Here is a 19,039-nt window from a genome sequence, read left to right as displayed (position 1 = left end):
GCTTCACAGATAAAGACTTAATTATTGCGTGCGTTCTGATCTTGCTGAATCAGTTCAACTTTATAACCATCTGGGTCTTCAACAAAGGCAATGACCGTTACACCACCTTTCATTGGTCCTGCTTCACGTACCACCTTACCACCACGTGCTTTAATTTCTTCACATGCTTTGTAGGCATCGTCTACCCCAATTGCAATATGACCATAGCCATTACCCAAATCATAACTTTCTGTATCCCAGTTATGGGTCAACTCCAAAACGGTATGATTTTCTTCATCGCCATAACCTACAAAAGCAAGCGTAAAACGACCTTCTTCGTAATCACGCTTACGGAGCAAAGTCATACCTAAAACTTCTGTATAAAATTTTAATGATTGCTCTAAATTACCAACACGTAGCATGGTATGCAGCATGCGCATGACATTCATCCTTTTATTCAATCGGTTTTGCTTGTATGTGTTGATGCTCACGTAACAGTTTCGCTACCCACACCACTAAAATTAGAATAGGTATTCCGATTAAAGTGGTCATAAGGAAAAAGTTTGGATAACCAATATTCGTCACAATAGTACCCGAATAGCCGCCTAAAATCTTAGGGGTCAGGGTCATAAGTGAGCTAAAAATTGCATATTGCACTGCTGTAAATGATACACTGGTTAAACTCGATAAAAAAGCAATAAAAGCTGCACCTGCCAAACCTGAAGCCAAGTTATCGACAATAATCGCAAAATATAACCATGCTGTGCTATATGGCTTAATCACCTTGCCCTGAATTTCAACCATATTGTTTGAAGATGATTGAACGATCGGCAAAGGTTGTATATCTACATCCAAAGCATTGGCTTCATGTGTGTTTAAATCGACCTGATAGGTTTGGCTGTGTTGTTGTACTGTTTGCTGTCTATTCAATAATACGGCTTGCAGTTGTTTACTTGGTGAGTCTGCCAAAAGCTGCCCTGCAATCGCTGCCGTAAAAATTCCTTGTGCATCTAGTTTTGCATCAAAATTTTGACCATCTAGCTGCAGTACAATTTTTTGCTGTTCGGTTAAGGCAGGCCCTGCATATTGCCCACGTACGACAATACTGTTGCTGGCTTCATTTTCGCTAATACGATTATCCGAAGTCAGTGGTAAAAACTGGAGTTGTGCAGTTTCAATCTCAGTTTGGTGCAAATACGGCATCGACACTAAACGTGACGGCGTATCGCCCGTTTGGTATTGCGCACGTACCTGAATTTCATCCTGTGTTGCTAAAACCTGACTAGGCACAGCCACTTTCCAATATCCAACTTCATCGGCCTGGGTTTGATATTGTTGCTGCCCCACAGAAACTTGCACATCGCTCAGTTGCTGTCCTGACTTCACCAGACCAATAAAAATAAGATTGGTGGATGATGCCAACACCGCGCCAACAAACATTAATTTCATAATGTTCATACGCTGTGCCAGTAAACCGCCCAAGAAGCCACCCACTAAACTGAAAATGACCCCATAAACCTTAACCGCTTCGGCAATTTGTTCTTTGCTAAAGTTCAAATCCTGATAGAACACATTGGAAATTACACCTGCAATAATGTCTGAAACTCGATAAAAACCAATCAAGAGTAATAACACCAGTGCCAGTTTCATGCCGTAGCGTTTAAAGAAATCTGCAACAGGATGCACCCATGTTTCAAATGCCATCTGTTTATTGACTGCGCCCAATTTGACCAAAATTGTGCCCATGCCTACAGCAGCCGCACCCGATGCAATAAAACGTAAAGCTTCTATAGAAAATAATAAAAATGCATCTTTGAGTTGGAATTGTTGTTTTAAGGCTTCGGTAAAATTACCCGAAAAGACGTAGCACAATACAAAACTGAATACCGCAACAAAAAACACCGTAACCAGACGAAAATAGTCGCGTCGTTGATAATGCTTGCTGACCCGATTCACTTGCGGTTCACGAATCACCAAAGTCGTGATAATGCCAATCAGCATCACCGCAGCCATCGCCAAATAAGTAATTTTCCATGCACTATAAATATAGTTGCCTTTAGCAGTACCTAAAGATGCAGCCAAAAATAAAGCACCTGCCCCTGCAACAATCATCCCAATGCGATAGCCCGCGTTATAAGTCGATGCCAACACGGTTTGCATTTGAGTTTCAGCCAATTCGATACGGTAAGCATCAATCACAATGTCTTGCGTGGCTGCAGAAAAGCCTAGTAATACTGCACCCAATGCCATTTGATATAAATGTGCCTGCCCCAAAGCTGGGTCAGAAAATGCCATGACTGCAATTGCACAGACTATTAAACATTGAGCAATGAGCAGCCATGCCCGACGTCGCCCTAGTTTTTTGGTTAAATAGGGTACGGGTAATTCATCAATCAATGGTGCCCAAACAAATTTAAAGGAATAACCTAGAGCAGCCCAACTAAAGAAAGTGACCGCACTTTTGTCAATGCCTGCTTCGCCCAACCACAAAGATAGACTGGAAAAAATCAGTAAAATTGGAATACCTGCAGAGAAGCCCAAAAACAGCATGATCAGCGCACGACGGTCTAAAAATGCCGTAAATGCTGCTTTCCACCCTGTATTTTGTGCTGAAGTTTGCCCAGTCTGTTGTGTGGTCATTCGATTATTATTTTCTATCAAGTCAAATTGTTGTTATTCAATCGCGGAATAGCTTCTGTTTCAACAGTATTTATGAAATTATCCACAACAGCCTTGTCATTTTGTAGTAAAAATTACGGCTTAGCTTGAATTTTCCGCTTAAACCTGTATACCTTTAAACTTCTAACTGCAATATTTCGTTTTGGATTTCTACAGTGACCCAAAGACTTGATCAAATCACCCCATCAATGACAACCAACACAACAACAGCAGCGCAAGATGAACAACAACCGCTTCTCAGCTCTGCCTTTGAACAAAGCGAAATACAAACGACTTTAGAAAATACACGACTCAAAGCAACACAACTAACCCATATTCCAAATTACGATAACATTCCCGCTTCGACCCGACGCATTAAACCGCTGAATAATTTTTTAGGACAAGATCGGGCACGCGCTTCGGTGGAAGCAGGTATTTCCCTGCCATATTCTGGCTACAATATTTTTGCAGTGGGTACGGCGGGATTGGGCAAACGTACCATGGTCAAGCGTTTGCTGCAGCAACATGCCAAGAGCATGCCCACACCGAATGACTGGGTTTATGTCAATAATTTCAAACACCCGCGCCAACCGATTGCCTTGCAACTGCCTGCAGGTCAAGCGCCTAAATTTCAAAGTTTGTTACATCAAACTTGGCAAACTATTTTAAAGCAACTCGAACGTCGCTTTACCGCAGAAACCTATCACAACCGCATTGAAATGATTCGTCAGCAAGCAGGTGATGAACAGCAACAAGCCTTAATTGAGCTGACCAGTGAAGGTGAAGAACTCGATTTAAAACTGATTGCGCAGGAAGATGAACATTGCTTTGTACCCATGCATCTGAAATATGACAAAATGCAGGAAATGTCTAAGGAAGATATTAACGCCTTGGACAGCAAAACCCGTGCAGAAATTGCGTCCAATATTCGTTATATGAATAAAAAACTGGAGCGTTTGGGTTTGCATTTAGGCGATTTAGAAGATGACGCACGTGACAAAGTACAAGACCTGAACCGTGATATTGCCAAACAAGTGGTAATGCCACGCATTGATATTATTCAAAATAAATATCCTAGTGTCGAAGGTTTGACTGAATATTTACAATACTATGCCGAAGATATTATTAATAATGTCGAGTTTGTTTTAGAACAGGAAGAAGATGATTTCCGTCCTGGCACCTTTAGCCGTATTCCTGCGCGCTACCAAGCCAATATTATTGTGACGCACAAACCCAACAGCGGTGTACCTGTTATTTTTGAAGATTTTCCAACCCATTACAATTTATTGGGGCATGTAGAACAACTCACGCAAAATGGCACCATCACCACTGACTTTACCTTAATTCGTGCAGGTAGCTTACATAAAGCCAATGGCGGCTTTTTGATGCTCGAAGCAGAGCAGTTACTGGAACAGCCTTATGCATGGCAAGGACTGAAACGCGCTTTAAAATCGGGGCAATTGAAACTTTCATCTTTGGAACACATGCTAACTTTAACAGGCAGCATTTCAATTGAACCACAAGCCATTCCACTAAATATTAAAGTGATTTTACTGGCAGAGCCTGAAATTTATTATGAAATATTAGAGCTAGAACCCGAACTTGGCAGCGTGTTTAAAATCCGTGCCGACTTTACCGATACATTACAACGTAATGACGAAAACGAGCAGGCATATATGCAGCTGATTGCCGACTATGTGCAATCTGACAAATTATTACCATTTGACCGTTCTGCTTTGGCGGCTTTACTTACTGACTCAAGCCGTCAAGCTGAAGATCAAAGCTCACTCTCCTTACATGCCCTCACCTTGGGGGATTTAATTCGTGAATCGCATCACCATGCGGCACAGGCGGGCGATAAAACGGTTTCCGAACAGCATATCAATACCGCACTGGATCATCGCAAATATCGCTTAGGCTATTTAAGAGAACTGTACTGGCAAGATTTATCACGCGGTACGCAGTTAATAGAAACTCGCGGACATCGTTTAGGTCAAATTAATGCCCTGTCGGTCATTCACTATGCCGATGTCGAGTTTGGCTTACCTTCGCGCTTAACCGCCTCAGTCTATCAAGGCGGCGGCGATATTTTAGATATTGAACGCAGTGTTGAACTTGGCGGTTCTTTACATGCCAAAGGCGTGTTGTTGATGGCCAGTTTCCTCAAAGCACATTTTGGCCGTGAGCAAATTTTACATTTTTCTGCTGCCCTTGCCTTTGAGCAAAATTATGGTCAGGTTGATGGTGACAGTGCAACAGTGGCAGAGCTTTCTGCTTTGATTTCTGCAATCAGCCAACTACCTATTGACCAATCTTGGGCCATTACAGGCTCCATGAACCAACTTGGTCAAGTACAGCCAATTGGTGGCGTGAATGCAAAAATTGAAGGTTTCTTTGATGCCTGCAAACTGCAAGGTTTAACTGGCAAGCAAGGCGTGATTATTCCACGTCAAAATATGCAGCACCTTATGTTGCGTAAAGATGTGATTGAAGCGGTAGAACAAGGTCAGTTCCACATTCACGCCATTGATACCATTGACCAAGCCTTAGAAATTTTAATGGCGCGTCCTGTGGGTAAACTCACTAAAAAAGGACGTTACAGTAAAGGTTCAATTTACGCTGCAGTGATGGAACAACTTGAGTATTGGCAAGCCATTGAAGATGGTGCTGAAATTGAAGAAGAGCCAAAGAAAATGAAAAAGTCCAAGAAAGAAAAGGACAAAAAAGACCCAGAGAAAAAGGACAAAGCGCAAAAAGCCAAGAAAAAACAGAAATCGGCTGAACCATCTGATGCGGCAACTTCTGATGAAGTCACTGCTGAGTCGGCTGAAACTGCTGAACTTGCAACTGAAAGTACTGCGGTAAACTAAGTGCAGTGATTCAAATCAGCTATTCAAGTGGATTCCAGATATAAAAAAAGCGCCAAGGCGCTTTTTTTATATCAACTTTTTTGTATGGATGACTTTGGTCTAGTGTGACCCAAGTCCAATACTTTAAGCTTCAGGTGCTGGGCTGTATTGCTCAACTAAAGGCTTTAACTCACCTTTCTGGAACATATCCAACATAATATCGCTACCACCAATCAACTCACCGTTAATCCACAATTGTGGGAAAGTTGGCCAGTTGGCAATTTTTGGCAAAGTGGTACGAATATCTTGGTTTTCTAAGATATTCACATAGGCAAAAGGACGACCAATTTGACTGAGTGCTTCTACTGCGCGCGCAGAAAAACCGCATTGTGGAAATTGTGGTGTGCCTTTCATGTAAAGAAGAACAGCATGTTTAGCAATTTGTTCACGAATTAACGCTTCGGTATCGCGTACTTGTTCAGTCATTGGTAAATCCTCAACTCATCTGTGTGGCATTATACCCAAAACCGAGCAAAACAGTACGTCTAAAGCAATAAATCCAATTTTATTTACAATTAGGCTTTTCATCTGCAGTAGATTTTGCTTATATAAGTTTTTCCCTCCAACCTAACAGATAAGAGTTAGTCATGAATAACATTACCCTTGCTCCTGTGCAAACTGATCAACCATCACATTTGATGCCTGTATTTGGCCGTCAGCCGATCAGCTTTGTCCGCGGTCGAGGTTCTTATCTTTATACTGAAGATGGCACAGAATATTTAGATGCACTTACAGGCATTGCCGTATGTGGTTTAGGTCACGCACACCCTGCAATTACCGAAGCCATTGCAGATCAGGCGGCTACCTTAATTCACACCAGTAACTTGTTTGAAGTGCCGTGGCAGACTGCTGCTGCACAAAAATTGGCGCAAGTTGCTGGCATGGAAGAAGTGTTTTTTTCAAACAGTGGCGCAGAGTCTAACGAAGGTGCAATTAAAATTGCACGTAAATTCGGTCATATGCAAGGCGTAGCCAATCCTAAAATTATTGTTGCAGATCACTCTTTCCACGGTCGTACTTTGGCTACCCTGTCTGCAACTGGCAATAAAAAAGTTCAGGAAGGTTTTGCACCTTTGGTTGAAGGCTTTATTCGTGTGCCTTTTGGTGATGTCGAAGCCATTGAAGAAGCTGCGATTCAGCATCCTGATATTGTGGCTATTTTAGTCGAGCCGATTCAGGGTGAAGGCGGTGTGAATACTGCACCACAAGGCTTTAGCTACCTAGAAGACATCCGCCGTATTTGTAATCAACACAACTGGCTGATGATGCTGGATGAAGTACAAACAGGAAATGGTCGTACAGGTAAATTCTTTGCTTATCAGCACACCAATATTGTGCCTGATGTTCTGACTACAGCGAAAGGTTTGGGCAATGGCTTCCCAATTGGTGCAGTCATGACTCAAGGTCGTGGTGTGGGCGTTCTTACTGCTGGTAATCATGGCTCAACCTACAGTGGTACTGCGCTTGGTTCACGTGTCGTTTACACTGTGATTGACACCATCCAGAAAGAAAACTTGGTAGAAAATGCAGCAAAAATGGGTGGCTACATTGTGGAACAATTGCGTCAACAACTCGCAGACCAAAATGTAAGCGTGCGTGGTTTTGGCTTGATGATTGGTATTGAATTACCAAAACCATGTGCAGAGTTGGTCGATATTGCCCGCGATGAATACAAAATGATTATTAACGTAACTGCAGGTTCTGTGGTGCGTTTATTGCCAACATTAAATATTACTCAAGCCCAGGCAGATCAATTGATTGAACGCCTTGTAGCAATGATTAAAAAATTCTTGGCTTAAATAAATCCCTAACAAAAAGCCGCAGTTTGAACTGCGGCTTTTTGCTAACTAAATGGTCGATCAGTATATTATCAACATTCAATTAAGATGCTTCTTGAAACACTCGCCCACCCGGCAATTGAGAAAAATATTGTTTTAAGGCTTCCAAACAACGATGTACTTTCATCGGTTGTTGCTCATGTTTGGAAATGATTGCATACAAGGTAAATGCGGGTAATTTCCACTCAGGCAAAATTTCAACCAAACTGCCATTAAGCAAATCTTTTTGAATATCCAAATGCAAAATTCGCGCAAGCCCATGCCCTTGCATACACAAAGATTTAGACACCAACACATTATTGGTCGATAGACGCGAGCCCAACTCTACATCCACACTTTCTGCAGTGCTGATATGCTTAAAATTGAGTTGCTGAAAATTTTTCATAATGGTTAATGCAATAAACTCATGATGTTTTAAATCTTCAGGTCGTGAAATAAGTGCAGTTTGATTTAAATAGCTAGGTGATGCGACTAAAACTTGGTCAATATGTGCAATTGGAATCACATGCTGGTTTTGATCTTCATTTTTTGGACTCATATGCAGCGCAATATCAATACGACCATCAATCAGATCAATGTGTTGATTGTCGGTTTCTAAATGCACAGATAAACCTCGATGGGCAGATAGCTAATGAGAAAGTACGGCAATCACATGATTCGCGCCTAATTCTGGCGTGGTGGCAATGCTTAAATCACCCACCAAATCATCTCTTAATTCATTAATGCGGATTTTTCCGCGCTCAGTAGCGGCGAGCATTTCTTGACAGCTGTGGAAAAAAGCTTGTCCTGCTTCAGTCAAACTCAGTTTTCTAGTAGAACGATGCAGAAGTGTGACTTCCATTTCTTGTTCTAATGAACGGATTTGTTGACTGACGGCACTTGTGGTGATCCCTAGATCACGCGCTGCACCGCTAAACGAGCTTTTTTCAACAACACAAGCAAATAGATCCATTGCTCGTAGTTGATCTAACATAAATTCCCTCTAAAATTATACAGGTGCTCTTATCTTTCGATAAAAGCAACCTATTGTATTATACGGTGAAATTTATGTTTTGTATTTGCAAAATTTAATTTATTGGTAAAACCTGAGTCGGATTAATTGGCTTGCCATCTAGACGTACCTGAAACTCCAACATGGTACGTGTTGCACCTGAAGAACCCATTTCGGCAATCTTTTGACCTGCAGTCACATTCTGACCACTGCTCACATTCATCTTACTGTTATGCGCATAAGCGGTGATATAACCATCAATGTGCTTGATTAAAATCAAGTTTCCATATTCTTTTAAGCCATCTGCAGCATAAACCACCTGCCCATCTGCTGCGGCATAAATTGGATCACCGGCATTGCCACCATAACGAATACCTTTAACATTACTTGCTAAATTAAACTGTGCAATCACAGCACCTTGCGATGGTTTCACCCAACGTAATGTGCTGCTACGCACAGGTGTACTTGGTGTTGTTGAGCTAGTGGACGTGGTTGTAGTTGATGTTACCGGTGCAGGTGTCGTCGGCAAAGTGACTGTTTGACGCTGAATTGGTGCCGCCTGTGTTACAGGGCGTGTGGTTGTGGTACGTGGTGCATTGCCCGCTTTCAAACGAATAGACTGCCCGACATAAATACGATACGGCGGTGCAATATCGTTCATCTCTGCAATGCTGAGATAGCTCAAACCATAACGCGCGGCAATACCACTTAAAGTATCACCCGAACGTACAGTATAAAAATTCGGCGCTGTGGCAAAACGTGCAGAATTATTTACTTGAGGTTTAGAGGCACAACCACTCAACACAACGGTAGCAACAATAGCACTGGATAACACTAAGGTTTTCAACAATGCTGTTGGTGTGCTAAATAAACGATATTGAAACACCACGGGCATTCTTTCCTCTCTACAAATACTAAATACTTTCTATTGCGCTAAGAGTAGCAAAAAAGTCCTTGAAATGAGGTTTACAAGCTACTTTTTCACAAAGTTATAACATTAGTTAGCCAATTGGGGAAAATTGACTGTGCAATGATTTCAAAATGTCATAATTAGTGGCGTCCATCTGAATTGGCGTCACGCTGACATAGCCATTCGCTACCGCAAAAAAATCGGACTCAATTTCTGTTAAGCCTTTTTTCGGTGCCGCCACTGCCTCGCCCGATAAACCAATCCAATATACCTGACGTCCACGTGGATCGACCTGACTGGTAATAGGTTTGGACTGGGTACGCTGCCCTTGATACGTAATTTTTGTGCCCTGCAAAACAGGCACATCCGGAATATTGACATTAAAAATATGACGAGCTGGTAAACTTGGCAAACCTTGAGCAATAAAGTCATGCACCCACTGCGCTGCCTGCATATAATCTTGTGGATGCTGATAAGCACGTACATTATGCCCTGCAAGTGATACCGCAATCGCAGGCTGTTTCATCAAACGTCCTTCAAAAGCCGCACCAACTGTGCCTGAGTAGAGCACATCATCCCCCAAATTTGCACCACTGTTAATGCCGCTGACCACTAAATCAAACTCAAAATCGAACAATCCATTCATTGACAAATAGACACAGTCTGCAGGTGTACCATTGACTGCCCAGATATCTTCAGCAATTTGCACAGGGCGTAATGGTCGATCTAAAGTCAGCGCACTCGAATAACCACTGCGTTCACTTTCGGGTGCGACCATCACCACACGACCCAAAGGTTTTAGGGCTTGCGCCAAAGCTTGAATACCAGGTGCAAACACGCCATCATCATTGGCTATTAAAATATTCACAGGAAAATCTCAAATAAAACAAATATAAAGGTTATTTACGAAAATATAGCAATGTCGTTTCAATCTTAAAGTTGTTTGTGCCTGATTCATACCTAAGCACATTTCATAAGCACACGACAACAAAATGACTGATCAGCACATTTCATTGAAATATACAAAAGATTATATATATTTAGCGCGTAACATCCATCCGAAAATATATGTGATTCTCATGATTTTATCTTTGTCATTTCGTCGTTTATTGGGTCTAGGTTTCGCTGCTGTATTAACGCAGTCTGTAATTGCAGAAGATTTGACTGCAGCAGAAGCCAATACCATTGTGAAAGAAGATGTTGCTGCAGCACAAGTCATGACTGAAATGTGCCCTGCGCTGATTGGCAAAAATGCAAAATTAGATGCCAATATTCAAGCACTGATTCAAACCTATTTACAAGATTATTCTGAATCCAACATGACACTTGCAAAATTACAGGCCGACGCAGAATATCAATCCGTTTTAGCTGAAGCGCGTGAAGCAGCAAAAGATACAGCCAAAGAAGAGCAAAAAGTAGTGTGTCAGGAAGCTTTAGAATTAGCACTTTAAATCACATGATTTAAATACTATTTTGAGCCTGTAAATAATTTTGCATACTCACCCTTTAAGGCAAACTTTCAAAGTTTGCCTTAAATTTTATGCTTAGTTTTTATATCTGGTATTTTTCCACTATTATTTTACGCTTTATATCAAGCCACTGATTTTCAAATTTCAGACTTTAATCTTCACTTTTTATACATGATTTGCGCTCAGATCACACAGCTTTAATACATTTTCACTCTTTCAATTCGCAAATAAATGATTCATCTTATAAGCACTTAAATGAATCGGTAGATTCAGTTCAAACAATATTTAAGGTACTTGATATGCAATTTTCTGGCTTAAAAAATTCACGTGCAGTTCATTTTTTTGGCGCAGTTGCGCTCAGTTTGGGTTTAAGTCAAGCCGCAATTGCGCAAGAAGAAAATATTGAAGTGACGCCATTACAACAAGTGACTCAGCAAGAATTAGCCGCTATTTATGTGTTATCTGAAGTTTGCCCTTCACTAGTCAAAGAACAAGATCAATTTCATCAGGGTTATACAAAACTTGCCCAAGAATATATGCCTAAAGAAAAAGACGCTGTTACTGCCTTAAGTAAACTCAGCAAACAAAAAAGCTTCCAGCCAATTTTAAAAGAAGCCCGTGCCGATGCCAAAGCTGCTGGAACAGCCAAAAACCAAGCAATTTGCCAAGAATTGACAGCATATAGCAGATAATACAATTTGGTTACAATACTTTTATCAATAAGCCGATTTCTCCCATAGAAGTCGGCTGAGCTTTGCCCTAAAATGCTAGCTCTTTTGTGAATACCTCAAGTATTGGAACCTCTTAGAATGACCCCAAAAAGCGCCCTTGCTGCATTATTACTATTACCAAGCTTTTCTTATGCAGCAACTGTCTTAGCTACGCCACCAGAACTCAATAACAAATCATACGTTTTGATGGATTATGAGACGGGACAAATTTTAGCTTCAAAAAATGAAAACGAAAAACTCGCCCCTGCCTCTATGACTAAAATGATGACCAGCTTCATCATTGAACAAAAGTTATTAAAAGGCGAACTCACGGAAGATGAACAAGTCCGCATGAATGAGTCTGCATGGTGTCGTGGAAGTAGCACAGAATCATGTATGTATGTTCCTTTAAATGGCACTGCAACCGTACTTGAAATGCTGCGCGGGATTATTGTGCAATCGGGCAACGATGCATCTAAAGCCATGGCTGAACACATTGCAGGTAATGAAGGCACGTTCGTTCACATGATGAATGAAGAAGCCAAACGTATAGGCATGAGCAACACCCAATTTATGAACTCCACGGGTATGCCTGCCGAAGGCCACTTATCTACTGCAAAAGATATGGCGACTTTGGCACAGCACATCATCCATGACAGCTCAAAATACTACCCCATTTATTCTGAAAAAGAATTTACTTTTAATGGAATTAAACAAGGCAACCGTAATGCCCTGTTATATACCGACCCAAGCGTGGATGGTTTGAAAACAGGTCACACCAATGAAGCAGGTTATTGTTTAACCACTTCAGCTAAACGTGGCCCAATGCGTTTAATTTCGGTAATTTTTGGTGCGCCTACCATGCAGGCTCGTGCAACTCAAACCCGTGAATTGTTAGCTTGGGGTTATGCAAACTACGAAACTGTTCGTGTACAGCCTGCCAACCAAGTCTTGGCCAAAGCCAAAGTATGGTACGGTAAAAGCAAAGAAGCTCAAATTGGTTTACCAGAAAACTTTAACGTGACCATGCCAAAAGGCAAAGCCAACCAAATAAAAACCCAATTGGTGGTTCAACCTAAATTGACTGCACCTTTGAAAAAAGGTCAAGTCATTGGTAAATATGTGGCAACTTTAGACGGTAAAGTGATTGCAGAAAAACCATTGGTTGCTTTGCAGGAAGTGGAACAAGCAGGCTTCTTTGCACGTATGTTAGACCATATCAAACAGTTCTTTAGTAATTTATTCTAAGATTCATAAGCTTAGACTAAAGCGCAAAGCACACATGTCCGAATGTGTGCTTTTTTATTTTATACTGTCCTTAATCCTGAATTTATAAGCTATAGATGTGTCAATCATGAAAAAAAATATTCGTGCCTATTTAGACCACACCCCAAAAGTTGACGCAAGTTGTTATGTAGATGAATTATCGGTGGTAATTGGTGATGTGCATTTGGCTGCCAATGTATCGGTTTGGCCTTTTGCCGTGATTCGTGGCGATGTTAATCATATTCGAATTGGTCAAAATTCCAATGTGCAAGATCATGCTATGCTCCATGTCAGCCATAAAAAAGCCGAAAAACCTGAAGGTTCACCTCTGATTATTGGCGAAGATGTCACGGTTGGGCATGGTGTGACCTTGCACGGCTGCACCATTGGTAATCGGGTATTATTGGGCATCAATACAATTGTTTTGGATGATGTCATTATTGAAGATGATGTGATGATTGGCGCAGGGTCTTTAGTGCCACCGCGTAAGCGTTTAGAAAGTGGTTATTTGTACGTGGGTAGTCCTGTGCAAAAAGTTCGTCCTTTAACTGATAAGGAAAAAGAGTTTTTACCTTATTCTGCACGGCACTATGTGAAGGTTGCAGGGAATTATCAACAACCCCCCTCAAAGTTCTTTTTGATTGTTGTAATTTGAAGGATTACACGTTCTGCACCGTTAATTTTAAACTCAGTGTATGAATGACATGATTAATCTTATCAAATCGAGAGGCTGAATCTTGACTTAGAGTTTTATACAAAGCTTTACGGTCAATATCTGCCTCTTTTTCTATTTGTGCAATAGCTTTGACTTTGGCAACAACACCTAGCGCAAATGAGATCACATCCAGCATCACCAAATGAATCAAAGAACAAAGTACCCCTCACATCTTCCCACAACTACACAAACCTAGATTTACAGTTTTAAAGAAATCCCCTTTCAACATAGCCACATCCCCCTAAATTTTGTAGAATATGCGTTTTACCCCATGGTGCTTTTCAATGACCGCTTGGACTGCTCACGTTACCGTCGCCACCGTTATCGAAAAAAACGGAAAATTCCTGTTTGTTGAAGAACATACAGAGGGTGTGACGCATAGCGTGTTTAATCAGCCTGCAGGGCATGTTGAAGCAGGCGAAAGCTTAATTGAAGCCGCAGTACGTGAAACCATGGAAGAAACCGGGCATCGGGTTCAAATTAATGCCTTACTTGGCATTTATAGCTATACTCCGCCCATGTTTCCTGACCGCACCTATTACCGTTTCTGCTTTCTAGCCAAATCTTTGCAACACGATGTTCAAGCCCAGCTTGATTCCGATATAATCGGTACTGTGTGGATGTCTGCAGATGAACTGGCTGAATCGGCACGTGCCCGAAGTCCGTTGGTACTGAAAGCAGTGCAAGATGCGCTCAGCGGTCAGTCTTATCCTTTATCGCTCATTTACGAGCACCAAAATTCTCCCCTTATTTCTAATTTGGATGCCTAATCCTATGCAACAACGTGTCATCGTCGGTATGTCAGGTGGTGTTGATTCATCTGTTTCTGCTGCACTTCTACTTCAACAAGGTTATCAGGTTGAAGGGCTTTTCATGAAAAACTGGGAAGAAGATGACGGCACTGAATATTGTACGGCAATGGAAGACCTTGCCGATGCGCAAGCGGTATGTGACAAGCTCGGCATTAAATTGCATACAGCTAACTTTGCGATGGAATATTGGGACCGAGTTTTTGAGCATTTTCTTGCCGAATATGCGGCAGGACGCACGCCAAACCCCGATATTTTATGCAATAAAGAAATTAAATTCCGTGCCTTTTTAGATCACGCCATGAATTTGGGTGCAGATTTTATTGCCACTGGTCACTACGCTCGTCGTGGTGAAACGCAGTACAACTCTAAAGGCGAAGCCTACGCCCCACTATTACGTGGTTTAGATAAAAATAAAGATCAGACTTATTTCTTACATGCAGTGCATGGTCGTGAAATTAACAAAACCTTATTCCCAGTAGGTGAAATTGAAAAACCACAAGTCCGAAAAATTGCCGAAGAACTAGATTTAGTCACCGCCAAGAAAAAAGACTCGACTGGTATTTGTTTTATTGGTGAACGCCGCTTTAATGATTTCTTAAAACAATATTTACCTGCACAAGCTGGAAAAATTATTTTAGACAACGGCAAAGAGGTTGGTGAACATCACGGCTTAATGTACTATACGCTCGGTCAGCGTGGTGGGATTGGCATTGGCGGCTTAAAAGGTGTTGCCGAAGGCGCATGGTTCGTCCTGCATAAAGATATTGAAAACAATCGATTAGTGATTGGTCAAGGTCACGAACATCCACTCATGCAAAGCACTATTTTATGGAGCGAAGCAATTGATTGGGTTGCAGGTGAACAAGAAATTCCAGCCTCGGGCTTCCGTTGTACTTGCCGCACTCGCTATCGCCAAGATGATCAAGATTGTGTAATTTTCAATGATGACAGCATGCCTGGCGGTGTACGTGTGGAATTTGATGAACCACAACGTGCAGTCACTCCTGGTCAAAGTGTCGTATTCTATTCAGGCGAAATGTGTTTAGGCGGTGGTGTGATTCACCACACCAATGCACCTAAACCCGATTTTATTTAAGGATTGTTTTGGATGACAGAGTTACCGTTTCAACAGTCACCAACTCTGAATGTTCGCCAAAATCGTGCCTTGGCGTTAGCGGGTGTGTTTCAAGCGACCCAGCTCACGCACATGACTGCACTCACAGGCAGACAAAGTATTGGTGAAAGCGGTAACTTTTATTTTGAGCAATTAATTAAAGCCAGTTTAAATATCCGTCCAAGTAGCAATCACAGTTCACAAACTTTGGATTTTTTTAATCATTTGGCCGATATTTCTTTGGGTTTAAAAACGCTAGAAAGCAGTATCAACCAGCCTTTTAATACAGCCCCTAAATCGCGTTTACCTAAATTATCCAATACTAAATTACCTATGTCATATGCGATGGCTCTCTTACAATTAGAAAAAAAAGTGTATAGCAATCCTAAATACGTCGAAATTATTGAGCAATCCCAGCAAAAAATTTTAAAACAACTTTCATTTTTTGATCATAACTATTTGCATCCCAGTATTATTGCCAATTTAGCCCAAACCTATGTCGATACTGCGGGACAGATTAACCCGCGCATTATGGTACGCGGCAATGCAGAAGCATTTAAGGATTCTGCACATACCAACCGAATTCGAGCTTCGCTTTTTACAGGCTTACAAATGGCACACCTTTGGCGTCAACTTGGTGGCAGTTCATGGGGCATGGTATTTAGCAAACGTAAATTATTACGTGATATTCAAGATCTGGCGCGTTTACAGTATCAGGTGGTTTAAACCATGCTGAACACGCTTTTGTTTTAGGTTTAATTCCAAAGTTTAAGGAATCGATATGAACGCTTTAACCGCACTTTCGCCATTAGATGGGCGCTATGCAAGCAAATGTGATGCACTCCGCCCTTTCCTCTCTGAGTTTGGTTTAATCCATGCTCGTGTGACTGTTGAAGTGCGTTGGTTACAAGCGCTTGCCAATCGTCCTGAAATTACCGAAGTGCCCGCTTTCAGTGCGGCAACCAATGCTGCATTAGATGCTATTGTTGCAAATTTCTCTGAAGATGATGCCAATCGTATTAAAGAAATTGAACGTACCACCAACCATGACGTAAAAGCCGTTGAATATTTCTTAAAAGAAAAGATTGCCAACATTGATGAATTGAAAAATGCAGGTGAATTTATACACTTTGCTTGTACTTCAGAAGATATCAACAACTTGTCACATGCGTTAATGCTCAAAAATGGTCGTGAAGTATTGGTTGCAGCGATGCAGCAAATCATTGATTCGATTGTTGCATTGGCAGAAAAACACGCAGATCAACCCATGTTGTCACGTACTCACGGTCAAACTGCAAGCCCGACAACGTTGGGTAAAGAAATGGCAAACGTGGCATATCGTCTAGCACGTCAAATCAAACAGTTCAAGCAAGTTGAGCTTTTGGGCAAAATCAATGGTGCAGTAGGTAACTATAACGCGCACCTTTCTGCATACCCAGAAATCAACTGGCCTGCACATTCTCAAGCATTTGTAGAATCTTTAGGTTTAAGCTTTAACCCATACACGACTCAAATTGAGCCACACGACTATATGGCAGAATTGTTTGATGCGCTACGTCGTTTCAACACCATTCTAATCGACTTCAACCGTGACGTTTGGGGCTACATCTCACTTGGTTTCTTCAAGCAAAAACTGAAAGAAGGTGAAGTTGGTTCTTCAACCATGCCGCACAAAGTAAACCCAATTGACTTTGAAAACTCTGAAGGTAACTTGGGTATCGCCAATGCAGTCTTGGCTCACTTAGGCGAAAAATTACCAATCTCTCGCTGGCAACGTGACTTAACTGACTCGACTGTATTGCGTAATATGGGTGTTGGTTTTGCACAAAGCTTGATCGCATTTGAAGCTTGCTCTAAAGGTATTGGCAAACTTGAATTGAACGCACAACGTATTCTTGAAGATTTAGACAATGCTCAAGAAGTATTGGCTGAACCAATTCAAACCGTTATGCGTCGCTATAACATCGAAAAACCATACGAAAAACTAAAAGCCCTGACTCGTGGTCAAGCCATGACACGTGACATGATGGTCGATTTCGTGAATGGTAACGAGTTAGAAGGCGTTCCTGCAGCAGACCGTGCACGTTTAGCGACAATGACTCCTGCAACTTATATAGGTAATGCTGCTGAACAAGCTAAACAAATTCAAGATTTAATTGCTAAAATCTAATTTGTAAAAGCATTCATCACAATACAAAAATGCGAAGCTTCGGCTTCGCATTTTTATTAGAATAAAACAAATCTTCCAACTTAAACATCACATGCAAAATCAATTCCGCATTCAACATTACTGTGCTTTAGGCTTGGTCATACTCGCCATGCTTGCTGCCAGTATTCAACCACTGGAATTTGAATCGTATCTACTGCATCAGGCAGGCACAGTTTTTATGCTCGCGGCTTTATTGATTGCGTTTAAAAAAGTAGGACTGAGTTTTTCTAGCTTTGTGCTGTATTTAATATTTTTACTGATTCATATTGTCGGAGCACATTATCTGTATTCTTATGTGCCCTATAATGATTGGATTTTGCACAGCTTTGGCTTCAATTTAGATCAGAGCATGGGTTGGTCACGCAATATGTATGACCGTTTTGTGCATTTGGCTTATGGTATTTTGCTCTATCCTGTTTTATTGCGCTTGTTTGAAGTCTGGTTTCCAAAAAACAAACCTATCGTTTTATATCTTTTGGTCATTCAATTTATCATGGCAAGCAGTTTAATTTATGAATGGGTGGAATGGCTCATTGCGCTTGGCTTATCGCCAGAAGATGCTGAAAATTATAATGGTCAGCAAGGTGATATTTGGGATGCACACATGGATATGCTTTTAGCAACGATAGGAGCAATGCTGATGGGATGCTTCTACTTGATCAAGAAACCCTAACAGGATGCCTCTTTCGTACTAAATCCAAATTTATTGCCAATACCACCACCAGAAGCCAGCTAAACTTGCGACTGAAATCATCCAGATCAACACCGTTAATACTGCAGGTTTATCCGACCCCCAAAACATGGTTTTGGCAAGCCATTTTTTAAACAATACGCTGCTTAAAGTTAAGCTCGCTAAATGCACCAATACCGCAGCTAAGAATAAATTTGCTGCAAATTCATGTAGCTCTTTTAAAGTATGACTTTGGGTATAATCGGTGAAAAATCCAACCAACACAGTTAAAGGCAATGCCAACCAAATCAACAAAATACTGAATTGAAACGCACTGGAACTGCCTGACTTTAAAAACGGTAATGAAAAAAACTGCTGTGGCTGTTTCCAATCGCGTTTTACAAATTGTTGAATCATGCCTAAACGTTTAGAAATTCCTGTCGGCTGTGTGCTGTTCAACATACTCAACACCTGCCATACGATTCGTAAAGCTAAACTAATCCCCAACGTATAGCCAAAAGCCATATGTAACTGATGCCATTCTTCCGCATCACCTGTTAAGTAAGCCCCTGTAAAACTTAGCAGCATCACCACATGCAAAAAGCGAATCATTAAATCTGTAGATGTTGATTGCTTCGCGGGCACACTATTTGTTTGCATATTCAATCTATCAAGGTGGTTTTGTTCTTATCACAAAGATATAACATCAAGCTGAATTGAAAATTAAGATGCTTAAATCAAAGACCCTATATTTTTGAATAAAAGTGAATAAAAAAATTGCGCTCAATT

Annotated in this window: 18 protein-coding genes and 1 pseudogene; 11 read left to right on the top strand and 8 right to left on the bottom strand. The window is 41.2% G+C overall.

Features of this window, described 5'->3' with window-relative positions; all coding sequences use genetic code 11:
- Positions 1–17 precede the first annotated feature (17 nt).
- Entirely contained in the window at positions 18–419 is a 402-nt protein-coding gene (gene gloA, locus LZP46_RS05440) for a lactoylglutathione lyase (protein ID WP_236094926.1), read from the bottom strand.
- Between the two features lie 13 nt (positions 420–432).
- The gene (locus LZP46_RS05435) at positions 433–2,619 is read right to left on the bottom strand and encodes an AmpG family muropeptide MFS transporter (protein ID WP_236094925.1); all 2,187 of its coding nucleotides are present in this window, start codon (positions 2,617–2,619) and stop codon (positions 433–435) included.
- A 194-nt stretch (positions 2,620–2,813) separates the two neighbouring features.
- Here LZP46_RS05435 and LZP46_RS05430 point away from each other — a divergent pair, with 194 nt between their 5' ends.
- On the top strand, positions 2,814–5,507 hold the full coding sequence (locus tag LZP46_RS05430) for a Lon protease family protein (protein ID WP_442863542.1): 2,694 nt from the start codon (positions 2,814–2,816) through the stop codon (positions 5,505–5,507).
- A gap of 123 nt (positions 5,508–5,630) precedes the next feature.
- On the opposite strand, the gene grxD is transcribed toward LZP46_RS05430, so the two are convergent.
- Entirely contained in the window at positions 5,631–5,972 is a 342-nt protein-coding gene (gene grxD, locus LZP46_RS05425) for a Grx4 family monothiol glutaredoxin (protein ID WP_019837647.1), read from the bottom strand.
- Positions 5,973–6,133: 161 nt separating this feature from the next.
- Here grxD and LZP46_RS05420 point away from each other — a divergent pair, with 161 nt between their 5' ends.
- Positions 6,134–7,345: an aspartate aminotransferase family protein gene (locus LZP46_RS05420; RefSeq protein ID WP_131261143.1), complete on the top strand. Its 1,212-nt coding sequence runs from the start codon at positions 6,134–6,136 to the stop codon at positions 7,343–7,345.
- 82 nt (positions 7,346–7,427) lie between these two features.
- Here the strand turns inward: LZP46_RS05420 and LZP46_RS05415 are convergent.
- The 3 genes and pseudogenes from LZP46_RS05415 to surE form a co-directional block, all read right to left on the bottom strand.
- Positions 7,428–8,357: pseudogene (locus LZP46_RS05415) on the bottom strand (LysR family transcriptional regulator).
- 94 nt (positions 8,358–8,451) lie between these two features.
- Positions 8,452–9,270: a peptidoglycan DD-metalloendopeptidase family protein gene (locus LZP46_RS05410; RefSeq protein ID WP_236094924.1), complete on the bottom strand. Its 819-nt coding sequence runs from the start codon at positions 9,268–9,270 to the stop codon at positions 8,452–8,454.
- Positions 9,271–9,376: 106 nt separating this feature from the next.
- A complete protein-coding gene (surE, locus tag LZP46_RS05405) occupies positions 9,377–10,153 on the bottom strand; it encodes a 5'/3'-nucleotidase SurE (protein ID WP_236094923.1) in 777 nt (258 codons plus the stop codon).
- A gap of 211 nt (positions 10,154–10,364) precedes the next feature.
- Between surE and LZP46_RS05400 the strand changes: the two genes are divergently transcribed.
- The 4 genes from LZP46_RS05400 (at position 10,365) to LZP46_RS05385 (ending at position 13,385) form a co-directional block, all read left to right on the top strand.
- Positions 10,365–10,736 (top strand): MCR_0457 family protein, encoded by a 372-nt coding sequence (locus tag LZP46_RS05400; RefSeq protein WP_236094922.1) that lies wholly within the window; start codon positions 10,365–10,367, stop codon positions 10,734–10,736.
- Between the two features lie 317 nt (positions 10,737–11,053).
- Complete coding sequence (locus LZP46_RS05395) at positions 11,054–11,446, top strand: MCR_0457 family protein (RefSeq protein ID WP_004971644.1); 393 nt, start codon at positions 11,054–11,056, stop codon at positions 11,444–11,446.
- A gap of 117 nt (positions 11,447–11,563) precedes the next feature.
- On the top strand, positions 11,564–12,712 hold the full coding sequence (dacC, locus tag LZP46_RS05390; RefSeq protein ID WP_236094921.1) for a D-alanyl-D-alanine carboxypeptidase PBP5/6: 1,149 nt from the start codon (positions 11,564–11,566) through the stop codon (positions 12,710–12,712).
- A gap of 106 nt (positions 12,713–12,818) precedes the next feature.
- Complete coding sequence (locus tag LZP46_RS05385) at positions 12,819–13,385, top strand: gamma carbonic anhydrase family protein (protein ID WP_236094920.1); 567 nt, start codon at positions 12,819–12,821, stop codon at positions 13,383–13,385.
- A gap of 4 nt (positions 13,386–13,389) precedes the next feature.
- On the opposite strand, the gene LZP46_RS05380 is transcribed toward LZP46_RS05385, so the two are convergent.
- On the bottom strand, positions 13,390–13,596 hold the full coding sequence (locus LZP46_RS05380) for a helix-turn-helix domain-containing transcriptional regulator (protein ID WP_104851773.1): 207 nt from the start codon (positions 13,594–13,596) through the stop codon (positions 13,390–13,392).
- A 133-nt stretch (positions 13,597–13,729) separates the two neighbouring features.
- Between LZP46_RS05380 and LZP46_RS05375 the strand changes: the two genes are divergently transcribed.
- The 5 genes from LZP46_RS05375 (at position 13,730) to LZP46_RS05355 (ending at position 18,253) form a co-directional block, all read left to right on the top strand.
- Complete coding sequence (locus LZP46_RS05375) at positions 13,730–14,215, top strand: NUDIX hydrolase (RefSeq protein WP_236094919.1); 486 nt, start codon at positions 13,730–13,732, stop codon at positions 14,213–14,215.
- 4 nt (positions 14,216–14,219) lie between these two features.
- The gene (gene mnmA, locus LZP46_RS05370) at positions 14,220–15,353 is read left to right on the top strand and encodes a tRNA 2-thiouridine(34) synthase MnmA (RefSeq protein ID WP_236094918.1); all 1,134 of its coding nucleotides are present in this window, start codon (positions 14,220–14,222) and stop codon (positions 15,351–15,353) included.
- Between the two features lie 12 nt (positions 15,354–15,365).
- Positions 15,366–16,097 carry a high frequency lysogenization protein HflD gene (gene hflD, locus LZP46_RS05365; protein ID WP_004971659.1) on the top strand — a complete coding sequence of 244 codons (732 nt, stop codon included), beginning with the start codon at positions 15,366–15,368 and terminating at the stop codon, positions 16,095–16,097.
- A gap of 55 nt (positions 16,098–16,152) precedes the next feature.
- Entirely contained in the window at positions 16,153–17,541 is a 1,389-nt protein-coding gene (gene purB / locus LZP46_RS05360) for an adenylosuccinate lyase (RefSeq protein WP_236094917.1), read from the top strand.
- A 91-nt stretch (positions 17,542–17,632) separates the two neighbouring features.
- Complete coding sequence (locus LZP46_RS05355) at positions 17,633–18,253, top strand: DUF2238 domain-containing protein (protein WP_004971662.1); 621 nt, start codon at positions 17,633–17,635, stop codon at positions 18,251–18,253.
- A 30-nt stretch (positions 18,254–18,283) separates the two neighbouring features.
- On the opposite strand, the gene LZP46_RS05350 is transcribed toward LZP46_RS05355, so the two are convergent.
- Positions 18,284–18,910 carry a cytochrome b/b6 domain-containing protein gene (locus tag LZP46_RS05350; protein ID WP_178318435.1) on the bottom strand — a complete coding sequence of 209 codons (627 nt, stop codon included), beginning with the start codon at positions 18,908–18,910 and terminating at the stop codon, positions 18,284–18,286.
- Between the last annotated feature and the right edge of the window lie 129 nt (positions 18,911–19,039).

It is taken from the genome of Acinetobacter sp. SCLZS86, from assembly GCF_021560715.1.
Taxonomy (GTDB): domain Bacteria; phylum Pseudomonadota; class Gammaproteobacteria; order Pseudomonadales; family Moraxellaceae; genus Acinetobacter; species Acinetobacter towneri_A.
This window is presented reverse-complemented; position numbering and strand designations above follow the sequence as displayed.

Coding starts and splice junctions, on each gene's coding strand:
- gloA (WP_236094926.1), bottom strand. CDS start 419: ATGCGCATGCTGCATACCATGCTACGTGTTGGTAATTTAGAGCAATCA.
- LZP46_RS05435 (WP_236094925.1), bottom strand. CDS start 2,619: ATGACCACACAACAGACTGGGCAAACTTCAGCACAAAATACAGGGTGG.
- grxD (WP_019837647.1), bottom strand. CDS start 5,972: ATGACTGAACAAGTACGCGATACCGAAGCGTTAATTCGTGAACAAATT.
- LZP46_RS05420 (WP_131261143.1), top strand. CDS start 6,134: ATGAATAACATTACCCTTGCTCCTGTGCAAACTGATCAACCATCACAT.
- LZP46_RS05410 (WP_236094924.1), bottom strand. CDS start 9,270: ATGCCCGTGGTGTTTCAATATCGTTTATTTAGCACACCAACAGCATTG.
- LZP46_RS05400 (WP_236094922.1), top strand. CDS start 10,365: ATGATTTTATCTTTGTCATTTCGTCGTTTATTGGGTCTAGGTTTCGCT.
- LZP46_RS05395 (WP_004971644.1), top strand. CDS start 11,054: ATGCAATTTTCTGGCTTAAAAAATTCACGTGCAGTTCATTTTTTTGGC.
- dacC (WP_236094921.1), top strand. CDS start 11,564: ATGACCCCAAAAAGCGCCCTTGCTGCATTATTACTATTACCAAGCTTT.
- LZP46_RS05385 (WP_236094920.1), top strand. CDS start 12,819: ATGAAAAAAAATATTCGTGCCTATTTAGACCACACCCCAAAAGTTGAC.
- LZP46_RS05375 (WP_236094919.1), top strand. CDS start 13,730: ATGACCGCTTGGACTGCTCACGTTACCGTCGCCACCGTTATCGAAAAA.
- mnmA (WP_236094918.1), top strand. CDS start 14,220: ATGCAACAACGTGTCATCGTCGGTATGTCAGGTGGTGTTGATTCATCT.
- hflD (WP_004971659.1), top strand. CDS start 15,366: ATGACAGAGTTACCGTTTCAACAGTCACCAACTCTGAATGTTCGCCAA.
- purB (WP_236094917.1), top strand. CDS start 16,153: ATGAACGCTTTAACCGCACTTTCGCCATTAGATGGGCGCTATGCAAGC.
- LZP46_RS05355 (WP_004971662.1), top strand. CDS start 17,633: ATGCAAAATCAATTCCGCATTCAACATTACTGTGCTTTAGGCTTGGTC.
- LZP46_RS05350 (WP_178318435.1), bottom strand. CDS start 18,910: ATGCAAACAAATAGTGTGCCCGCGAAGCAATCAACATCTACAGATTTA.